The following is a 10,505-nucleotide window of genomic DNA, read 5'->3' as shown; positions in this document are numbered from 1 at the left end:
CTTTGATCTTCGAAATACTCCGGTACATTTTATTACGGGCGCTGCACATAAATTTCATGGTCCCAAAGGTGTGGGTATTTTATACATCAACGAAAATGTACGGATAAAGCCCTTGTTGCTTGGCGGAGGTCAGGAACGTAATATGCGTGCCGGTACCGAAAATATTTATGGTATTGTTGGGTTTGCAAAAGCGCTGGAACTGGCAACGGCATCCTTTAATGAAGACAGTACTTATATCGGAAGCATCAAAAAATACATGCACGATGTATTGAAAAAAAATATCCCGGGTGTTGGATTTAACGGCGATTTTTTTGGAAAAAGTTTGTATACCCTGCTGAGTGTAAATCTTCCTAAAACGGAAAAATCAGAAATGTTGCTCTTTAATATGGACATTCATAATATTTGTGCCAGCGGTGGCAGCGCCTGTGCCAGTGGGGTTGAACAGGGCAGTCATGTAATCAGGGCTGTTAATAATAATCCCAACCAGGTTACAGTGCGATTCAGTTTTTGTAAAAATAACACTAGGGCAGAAGTGGATACTGTAGTGGCTGGGCTACTGGAAATGTTGTAACTATCTACGTTTGTTTAGCAAGCATGTTTTGTATAAATAGGTTTCTGTTAATGTTTGAATGCTTATAATTAAAGTAAGAAGTAAAAAAATTTATTCATCCGGCATGAAAAAACCAGTTTACAAAATACTATCCTACCTGTGTATCGCTGCTTTTTTAGTATACTGGTTAATTATTTTTATTCTGATAATGCCTTCTAACAGTGTTAAGCAAATAATAAGCCAGCACAGCCCTCGTTTTAAAAATACTTTTGGTATTGGGTGGACATTATTTACACCACCAAATACTTGTAATGACCGGTTATATTTTATTGTACGAATAATTAACGGTCATGAAAAACCAGACACCATCGAAGTGCTCGAAAATATTGCCCTTCAAAAACAAGCACATGCTCCATTTAATCAAAAAGAAAATATCATTGATCACCTGGTTAACAATACCGTGTGGAATATCAAGTTAATCGTATGGTCCAATAAAAAAAAGCCGGTTGTTGACGTGCCCGGTATGTCAGATTCTTTATACATAGTTAACGCAATTGCAGCGGTTGAAGGAAGACAAGCGTATAGTGCTTACCGGAATACTTTAATTAATTACTGCAGGATAATATTGCAGCAAAAAAAATTAGATGCCGCTGATAAAGAAGTAAAAATAATGATTACTGAAAAACAAATCAGGCCCTTTAAAAAGATGACAGATAGCAATTTTTTGCAAAAGGAAACCCTTGTTTTTGAAACACCTTACACACCTTTAAATACCTGATGCAACAGCAAATAACCTATTACACAGTATTGTTGCAAAAAGAAAATTATAAATCTTTTTATCTTGCCTTTTTAAGAGTGGCTATTTGCTGCTGGTTGCTGAAAGAACTGGCTATTAACTGGAGTAGTCTGGATGTTTTATACGGCCAATCGGGTTTTGTAGTGGCTAAAAATAATTTCATCAACCGTTTGCCTGGTGACGATTTTGCGTTTGTAAAAAGTCATTATACCTTGTTCATAACAGCGTATATAATTGTTCTGTTTGCGAACCTGCTTGGTATTGGGCGAAATTTTAGCGCATTGTTACTTTTTATAATTCTTTACCTGCTGCAGAAAATGAACATGTCAATTGTAAATGGGGGAGATGCCTTCGCAAGAATAATTCTATTCTATCTTATTTTTGCTGATTCTTACCAGTTTCTTATTTTATTTAAAGAAAAAAAGAAAGACCATGTTCTGCAAAAAATACTTAATTTAATTAGTAACCTGGCAGCATTGTCTATCATGTTACACCTTTGTATGGCTTATTTTTCTGCAGGCATTGCAAAACTAATTGATCCGGTATGGCTGCAGGGCGAAGGCACTTATTATGCAATGTCAATAGAAAGATTTACGGGCACCCCTTTTAATAAATATCTTGTTCAGTACAAATGGATAGATTATTTTTTCAACTATGCAACCATTCTTTTTGAGTTGGTTTTTCCAATATTGATCTGGAAGAAAAAGTGTAGAAAATCTTTACTGATAGCGGGAATACTGTTTCATGCCTTCATTTATATCTTTTTGATGATATATGGTTTTGAAGTAGTGTTTATTCTCACTTACGGGCTTTTTTTACCAAACCATCAATGGATAAATATCGAAAGAAAAGTAAATGCTTTTTTAAAAGGTAATAAAAACGGCCTAGAAGAAAATATACAAATTTCTTCCTCTTAATTTTGTGTTTTGTCAACAATGTTGGCAGTGGTTAAAAACTATAGCCCAGCTTTGCAGTCAGTTCGCCGGGTAACAGCGGCAATTTTTTTCTGTCTGTTAAAAAGCTGTTTAACTGGGCAATTTCTTTAAAAATAGAATGCGTATCCAGGGCACCTTTCAGGTAACCTGCGCCGGTACTGCCGCCTGTGCCAATACGGGTACCAATCATCCTTTGCACCATGTTGATATGCCGATGCCGCCAGTTGCCGAGCTGGTTATCAATTTCCAGTAAAGTTTCCAGTAATTGAAAGGGTAACTCCAACATAGGATAACCACGGTAAAGCATAATAAATAAAGCGTTGCGGCAAGCTTTTGCCGTTAGCTGCCGATGGGTATTTATTGGCTCGTCAAAAAATACCTGGTCAAAAAACACACTGTTATTTTTTTCTCCTTCTGCAAGACTATTTTTATAAATATAGGCATAGTCTTTAAAAAATTCAGGTGGTTGATTGCCTGCTGCAACCGGTTGGTAATTGATCCACAAATAAGGGTCTGTTATAAAAGGCATGCGCTCCAGCCAGGTATTTAGCAAGGTAATTACCGACGTTGTATTTTCTGCTTCTTTAATAAGAACAATTTCGGCAGGCCTTAATTGGGAAGTGTAATATTCTTTTCCATGCCTTTGCTCAAAACGCAGGCCCAGCTTTGCTTCCAGTATTTTAAACTGCCAGCTTTGAAAGCCCGATGCAGGCCGTAGCATATCTCTGAAATCAAGAAAATCCATCGGCGTCATTGTTTCAATAATATCTATCTGCTGTACCAGCACTTTTAAAATGGCCGCTATTCTTTTCAGCCGGTGTACCGCCGTTTGCAATTCGGCAGAATTATCATTGAGTGCAGGTTTACGCATCGTATCAAGCACAGCATCCGTTTCAAACAGCATTTGCTTAAACCACAATTCATATGTTTGGTGTATAATGATAAACAGCATTTCATCATGTGCAGGTTGGTGGCCGGGCTTGCTGCTTTCCGGTTGCTGTGCGTTTAATATTTTATCTAATTGCAGATAGTCTGCATAATGAATGGTTGGTGGTTGCATTTAGATGGAATTACTTTAATTTAAAACGCTGATTACAGGAATTATAAAGAATTAATTATACGAATTTTAAACACTAATTACGCGAAATACGTGCACTAATTATTCGAATTAAAATAAACAAACCAGGCAAGCACTCAGCACTAAAAGTAACTATCAGAAGCTTGCTGACAACTGTCAATTATTAATTATTAATCACTAATTATTAATTATCTGATCAACACAGTAGCGCCTTTTAACTCTATCCTTTTCCCTGTATCAATATTTGTATAGTTTAATACCCAAACATAAGTGCCAGGGTCCTGAGGATTTCCCTTAAATGTTCCATCCCATTTATTCGTCCAGTCTTTAGTTTCAAACAGTTGTTGCCCTACCCGGTTGTACACCCTGAAAATAAGGTTTGTTGCTTTGTACGCATTGGTTGGATACAGGTAATCATTCAATCCATCGCCATTGGGTGAAAATGCTTTTGGTACTGCAATATAGCAGTTGCCCGCTACGGTAATGGTGTGAGTGACAGTATCTTTACAACCAATGCTGTTGCTTACAATCAATTGCACTGCAACATCATGAATAGAATTAGAAGACGGATAAAATTGATGGGGTGGCGACTGTAATGTGCTTATATTTCCATTGCCAAAATTCCATGTCCATCCATTGTTTAATGTGCCACTGCTTTTATCAATAAAAATGCCGGGATCACCCGGGCAAACCACAGGTGTAGACTCAAACATTGCCTGCAGGGCATTGTTCAAAAACAGGGTAATAGTGGCAGTGTTGCTGCAGGTTCCGTTGCTTACAATTAATGCTGCATTCTTTTGTCCAAATATACTATAGGTAAGGGTATTGTGTTGTTCAGTACTGTTGGTAGAGCTGTCAAAAATCCACGTCCAGTTGTTCACGCCGTTTCTTCCATCATGGGAGTACAAAATAGTATCTGTATCGCATCCATATTTAATGTGGGTACTAAATAGGGCAGACACTGTATCTTTTGTGGTAAAAGATAAGGAAGCTCCTGGTGCAGTTTCTTTGCCACATTCATTAATAATGGTGTTTCGGTCAGAGCCCGTTATCAGTTGTATTTTATAGCTCCCAGCCTGTTGTATTGGTGCAGTTAATTTTACTTCAATAATATTTGTCAATCCGTTGGCATCACAAATTCCGGCAGCACTATCAATCTTAACAACACTTGTTCCTGTAATAGCAAAATCGCTTCCATCCGCTGCGATGGAACTGCATTTCATTGGGTCTCTGAAAACAAGGCGCAATACCTTGGGCGCACAGCCAACTCTTGCGATACTGTCAAAAGGAGTTGGGATCAATGGATAAACTGTAAAATGTAAAGTGTCGCTGGAGGGCAACATCTTATCACAGTTGTCCAGCAAATTTTCGGTTGTTTTTACGGTGATATTATAATTGCCTGGTGGCAGCGGGCTGCTTAATTTTAACACAACAGAATCCATGTCAAAGCTGGTAGAACAGCCCACCCCGGCAGCAGTAACAATGTTTGCAATGGCAGGAAGAAGAATAAAATCACTGCCATCTGCATTTAGGCTGCTGCATTTCATTTTTTTATTCAGCTTTATAGAAATTGCTGTACCGTCACACGCAGCCCTGGCCGCCAGTAAATGGGGATCAAGCGGATCGGTAATGCTGGTGGTGCCGCCACCAAAGGTTAGCGTATATCCGCTCTGGGAATCTCCTGCAAAATGACTTATTAGCAAAATATAATGATGGCCTTGAATCAATGTTGGCATGCTGCTAAAGAGGGGTACTCCGAGTCCTCCGCATCGTTGAAGAGAAGTTCCAGTTGCATCGGCACCGGTATTACCCGGCTCTCCGCTCCAGTCGCAGGCAACAAACATGCTTACATCCGTGTAAAGATCTGCCGGATTTTTATTGGTAACATCAAACAATTGCCAGTCATAATCATCCCCTCCGTTTTTAGGTGAAATTAGAAAACTTAAAGTGCCAGCAGAAAAACAGGTAAACTTATACCAATAGGGATTAATATCAGTTAAAACATCATTGGGGCATGGACCCGGAACAGTTTTGCCACCACATACCGGAACAGATCCCTGTGTAAAAATATCGGTACCGCAAACAGGAAATGCTGTACCCGGATTTTGTCCCAGGTTATTACATGTTTGTGCATTTACATTTATTGAAAGCAAACAAGCTGCAATAATTAACACTAAAATATATCTCATCATAAATTCCGTTAAAGTTAAACAAAGGATGTTTTAAATAGCTGTTATGCTGCTTGCTAAATTCAATAACCATCTGGTTAAAATCTTCTTTGCGGGGGCAATATCTTTTGTGGTATCAAATAATATACTGGCCATCAATAAATTTTAGCATTATTTTTCCCTGGCTCGTTTTATAATCTCTACTAACTGCAGCATTGCGTAATACCTGATTGTAAAAATGCCATAAAATTACAGCACAATAAAATTTGTTTAGAAGAAGCTATCGCATAGAATACCTTTATTTTATGCGGGCTTTTATTTCCTGTAATTTCAGCAAGGCTTCTACAGGAGTTAACCGGTTAATGTCTACTGCATTTAGCAGTAAACGGATCTCTTCAAAAGTAACGGAGTGTACATCAAAAATACTGAGTTGCACTTTCGGGTTGTTTAAATTTTTAACGGTTTGCTGAAGATTGGAATCTTGATTTTCTTCACCGCTATTCCTGCTTTTTTCCAGTTGTAATAAAATTTCGTTGGCCCTGTCTATCAATTGCGGCGGCATGCCAGCCATGCGTGCCACATGTATGCCAAAACTATGTATGCTGCCGCCTGGTGCCAGTTTGCGAAGAAAAATAATTTTGTTACCCACTTCTTTATTAGTAACATGATAATTTTTTACGCCCGGTAATTTGTTTTCCAGCTCATTCAGTTCATGGTAATGGGTGGCAAATAATGTTTTAGGTTGGTGAATGCTTTTATGCAGGTATTCTACAATGCTCCAGGCAATAGAAATGCCATCGTAGGTAGAAGTGCCTCTTCCAATTTCATCTAATAAAATAAGGCTGCGGCTCGTGATGTTGTTGATAATGCTGGCTGTTTCATTCATCTCAACCATGAAGGTACTTTCGCCACCACTCAGGTTGTCACTGGCACCCACCCGGGTAAATATTTTATCTGTCAAAGGAATATGCGCATCTCTTGCGGGTACAAAACTGCCCATATGTGCCATCAGTGTGATGAGCGCTGTTTGCCGCAGGATAGCACTTTTACCACTCATATTTGGCCCTGTTAAAATGATGATTTGTTGGGTTGCCGGATCCAATAAAATATCATTGTCAATGTAACTATCGCCAACTGGTAAGTGTCTTTCTATAACCGGATGCCTGCTACCTTTAATATCTAATACAAAACCATCGTTTAGCAGGGGTTTGGTATAGTTAAACTGCAGGGCATTGCCGGCAAAACAGGTTAAGCAATCCATGGTGGCCATAACCTTCCCATTCACCTGCATAGGTGCAATATAATCCTGTAAATCATTCAGTAGTTTTTCGAAGAGCTGCATTTCTATCAATAAAATTTTATCTTCTGCACCAACTATTTTTTCCTCGTACTCTTTCAATTCGGGTGTTATGTACCGCTCTGCATTGGCCAGTGTTTGCTTGCGTATCCAGGTTTCAGGCACTTTGGTCTTGTGCAGGTTGGTTACTTCCAGGTAATAACCGAAAACATTATTGAAACTTATTTTTAAAGAAGAGATGCCGGTGGCGAGCGCTTCTTTCTGCTGCAGTTCTACCAGATATTCTTTACCACCACTGCTGATTTTTCTTAATGCATCCAGTTCTTCATCAATGCCTTTTGCAATCATGCCTCCCTTGGAAGCCAGTGCAGGAGGGTTTTCACTGATCTGCTGCAGAATTTTGTCAACAATATATTTGCACGGGTTTAACGAATCGCCTAAACGTTGCAGGTAAGTATTGGTAAGTGTGGTACAAATAGTTTTAATAGCAGCAACCTGTTGCAGGCCTTTGGCAATCTGCAGCACTTCCCTGGGGTTTACTTTTTTTAAAGGTACTTTGCTTACGAGTCTTTCTACATCGCCGGCCTGCTTTATATGTTGGGTAATTTTATTTCGTATGTCGGTTTCTTTAATAAAAAATTCCACCGTATTCAGCCGCTCCTTAATTCTAGATAGATCATTCAAAGGTAGTACCATCCATCTTTTCAGCATTCGTGCACCCATGGGCGAAACGGTATTGTCAAGCACTTTTAATAAGGTATTGCTGCCATCGGCACCGCCAAATAACTCTAAATTACGGATGGTAAAACGGTCCATCCACAAATGCTCTTCCCGGTCAATGCGTTGTACAGAAGTTATGTGGCCAAGGTTAGGATGTTCCGTATCTTTTAAATAATGCAGGATGGCTCCGGCGGCAATAATACCTTCCTGCATGCCTTCAATACCAAAACCTTTCAGGCTGTGGGTGCCAAAATGTTTTAATAAACTTTCCTGGCAGTAGGCTTCGGCAAATACCCATTCATCCAGGGCGTAGGTAAAAAATTTAGTGCCAAAATATTCCTTAAAATATTTTTGCCGGTTGCGCTGAAAGATTACTTCGGCCGGTTTAAGGCTCTGCAATAATTTGTCGGCATATTCTTTATCACCTTCTGCAATAAAAAATTCACCAGTGCTGATATCTAAAAAGGCAATGCCTGTTTTATTTTCTTCAAAATGTAAGGCGGCTAAAAAATTGTTGCTGTTGTGCTCCAGTAATTTATCGCTGGTGGCTACACCGGGTGTTACCAGCTCTGTAACGCCACGTTTTACAATGCCTTTTGCCAGTTTTGGATCTTCCAGTTGATCGCAGATAGCTACCCGGTAGCCCGCCTTTACCAGTTTATGTAAATAAGTATCCAGCGCATGATGCGGAAAACCAGCCAGTTGGGATGAATTGGCATCGCCATTATTTCGCTTGGTTAAAGTAATACCCAATACGGCAGAAGCTGTTACGGCATCCTGGCCAAAGGTTTCATAAAAATCACCCACTCTAAACAACAGAATCGCATCAGGGTATCGGGCCTTGATGGCATTGTGTTGCTGCATAAGTGGCGTTTCCGCGGTGGCCTTGGCCATATTTGCTTACAGTTTAAGTTTTGTGGACGGGGCAAAAATAGGGTTTTACTTAGTTTGTGACAATGTTTATGCTGAATGTGAATTACTTTTGCAGATAATTTTTTTGAATGAGAAAACTGAGTATGGACGAACTAAACCGGTTGACGGTAGCGGAGTTTAAACAATCGAAAAAAATTCCGGTAATTGTGGTGCTTGAAAATATACGCAGTGCTTATAATGTGGGAAGTGTTTTTAGAACGGCCGATGCATTTTTACTGGAAGCCATTTATATTTGTGGCTATACCTGCACTCCTCCACACAAGGAAATTAAAAAAACAGCTCTGGGAGCCGAAGATACTGTTGCATGGAAACATTTTAAAAACACGAATTTGGCAATACACGAATTGCACGAATTGGGATATACGGTATATGCAGTGGAGCAGGCAGAAGGAAGTACCTTATTGAATAAAGTAGATTATAAAACAGGCGATAAAGTGGCTGTAATTTTTGGCAACGAAGTAACTGGTGTTGAACAAAGCACTATTAAGCAGTGCGCAGGTTGTATTGAAATACCCCAGGCTGGTATGAAACATTCGCTGAATATTGCTACCGCAGCAGGTGTTGTACTGTGGGAATTAGTACGAGGCTAACCCAACGGACGTGAAGTAGAAAAGTAAGGAAAATAATAAATCTAATATCAATAAATTATTGAATGAGTAGTGTAAAAAAATATTTGAGCCTGGTTAAATTTAGTCATACCATATTTGCAATGCCCTTTGCGATTATTGGATTTTTTTTGGGAGTTTACAGATATGAATTTCCGGGAAGTACAGGCTGGCATACCTTTGTAGGTTCTGCTATATTGAATTATTTTAAATTATTTATGCTCGTAGTTCTTTGTATGATCTTCGCAAGAAGCGCTGCCATGGCCTTTAACCGTTTTTTGGATAGAAATTTTGATGCAAAAAATCCACGCACTGCCATTCGTGAAATTCCTACGGGTATCATCTCAAAAGAAAGTGCATTGCGTTTTGTGATCATTAATTGTTTACTATTTATTGCCGCTACGTATTTTATTAACCGGATATGCTTTTTATTGGCTCCGGTAGCTTTGTTTGTCATCCTGTTTTACAGTTATACCAAACGCTTTACACCACTTTGTCATTTAGTATTGGGGATTGGTTTAAGCCTTGCCCCAATAGGCGCTTACCTTGCTGTTACCGGTGCGTTTGCTTTTTTACCCATTCTGTTTTCTTTTGCGGTTATTTTTTGGGTAAGTGGTTTTGATATTATTTATGCTCTGCAGGATGTTGAGTTTGACCAATCGCAAAAATTATATTCCATGCCAGCGTGGTTGGGTAAAGCCAAAGCATTAAAGGTATCCGAAATATTACATGTTTTATCTGCGTCCTGCGTGGTGTTTGCCGGAGTTTACGGGCATTTTGGCTGGTGGTACTGGATTGGTATTGCTGTATTTACCGGTATGCTCATTTACCAGCATTCCATTGTGAAGGCAAACGATCTTAGCAAGGTTAACATTGCTTTTATGACGGCCAATGGTATTGCATCGGTAGTGTTTTCTGTTTTTGTTTTGCTGGATATTTTTTTGCATAACCACCCGTATAATATTTTTTAATGGCTAGAATACTGGCAATAGACTATGGTGGAAAAAGAACCGGACTTGCAGTAACTGATCCACTACAGATCATTGCAACCGGTCTCAGTACCATTGAGTCCAAAGAACTTATTCCTTACCTGAAAAAATATTTTTTAACGGAAGCTGTAGAACTCATCATCATTGGCCTTCCTAAAAACTGGGATGATAGTGATACCCATGGAACACCGCTGGCAGAAGCGGCCATCAAAAAATTGCAAAAATCTTTTCCGCAAATACCCCTTAAAACCGTAGATGAACGCTACACTTCCAAAATGGCAAAAGATGCCATGCTGCAGATGGGTATGAAAAAAAAAGACCGGCAAATAAAAGGTAATGTGGATATAATAGCCGCCACCATTATACTACAGGAGTATTTGCAAAGTATTCAATAAAATAAATAATTGTAATTTTACAAGATTGAAGAAGCGCAG

Annotated in this window: 9 protein-coding genes; 6 read left to right on the top strand and 3 right to left on the bottom strand. The window is 39.1% G+C overall.

Annotated features, from left to right (window positions below; genetic code table 11):
• The 3 genes from H7254_RS06275 to H7254_RS06265 all read left to right on the top strand — a co-directional run.
• On the top strand, positions 1 to 571 hold a 571-nt coding region (locus H7254_RS06275; RefSeq protein ID WP_301932159.1), incomplete at its 5' end, for a cysteine desulfurase family protein.
• A gap of 103 nt (positions 572 to 674) precedes the next feature.
• A complete protein-coding gene (locus H7254_RS06270; RefSeq protein WP_301932158.1) occupies positions 675 to 1,328 on the top strand; it encodes a hypothetical protein in 654 nt (217 codons plus the stop codon).
• Complete coding sequence (locus H7254_RS06265; RefSeq protein ID WP_301932157.1) at positions 1,328 to 2,263, top strand: HTTM domain-containing protein; 936 nt, start codon at positions 1,328 to 1,330, stop codon at positions 2,261 to 2,263. Before H7254_RS06270 ends, H7254_RS06265 begins: the two co-directional genes overlap by 1 nt.
• Positions 2,264 to 2,294: 31 nt before the next feature.
• On the opposite strand, the gene H7254_RS06260 is transcribed toward H7254_RS06265, so the two are convergent.
• From H7254_RS06260 to mutS, 3 genes are all read right to left on the bottom strand, one after another.
• Positions 2,295 to 3,341: a tryptophan 2,3-dioxygenase gene (locus H7254_RS06260; RefSeq protein WP_301932156.1), complete on the bottom strand. Its 1,047-nt coding sequence runs from the start codon at positions 3,339 to 3,341 to the stop codon at positions 2,295 to 2,297.
• Positions 3,342 to 3,547: 206 nt separating this feature from the next.
• Complete coding sequence (locus H7254_RS06255) at positions 3,548 to 5,551, bottom strand: gliding motility-associated C-terminal domain-containing protein (protein ID WP_301932155.1); 2,004 nt, start codon at positions 5,549 to 5,551, stop codon at positions 3,548 to 3,550.
• Positions 5,552 to 5,825: 274 nt separating this feature from the next.
• Complete coding sequence (gene mutS, locus H7254_RS06250; RefSeq protein WP_301932154.1) at positions 5,826 to 8,438, bottom strand: DNA mismatch repair protein MutS; 2,613 nt, start codon at positions 8,436 to 8,438, stop codon at positions 5,826 to 5,828.
• Positions 8,439 to 8,545: 107 nt separating this feature from the next.
• On the opposite strand from mutS, the gene H7254_RS06245 reads away from it, so the two are divergent.
• The 3 genes from H7254_RS06245 (at position 8,546) to ruvX (ending at position 10,466) form a co-directional block, all read left to right on the top strand.
• Complete coding sequence (locus tag H7254_RS06245; protein ID WP_301932153.1) at positions 8,546 to 9,067, top strand: RNA methyltransferase; 522 nt, start codon at positions 8,546 to 8,548, stop codon at positions 9,065 to 9,067.
• Between the two features lie 62 nt (positions 9,068 to 9,129).
• On the top strand, positions 9,130 to 10,053 hold the full coding sequence (locus H7254_RS06240; RefSeq protein ID WP_301932152.1) for a UbiA-like polyprenyltransferase: 924 nt from the start codon (positions 9,130 to 9,132) through the stop codon (positions 10,051 to 10,053).
• Positions 10,053 to 10,466 carry a Holliday junction resolvase RuvX gene (gene ruvX / locus H7254_RS06235; protein ID WP_301920637.1) on the top strand — a complete coding sequence of 138 codons (414 nt, stop codon included), beginning with the start codon at positions 10,053 to 10,055 and terminating at the stop codon, positions 10,464 to 10,466. The genes H7254_RS06240 and ruvX overlap by 1 nt, the downstream gene beginning before the upstream one ends.
• Positions 10,467 to 10,505: the final 39 nt, after the last annotated feature.

Origin of the sequence: Ferruginibacter sp., assembly GCF_014377975.1 — a bacterium.
In the GTDB taxonomy this organism is placed as follows: Bacteria; Bacteroidota; Bacteroidia; order Chitinophagales; family Chitinophagaceae; genus Ferruginibacter.
This window is presented reverse-complemented; position numbering and strand designations above follow the sequence as displayed.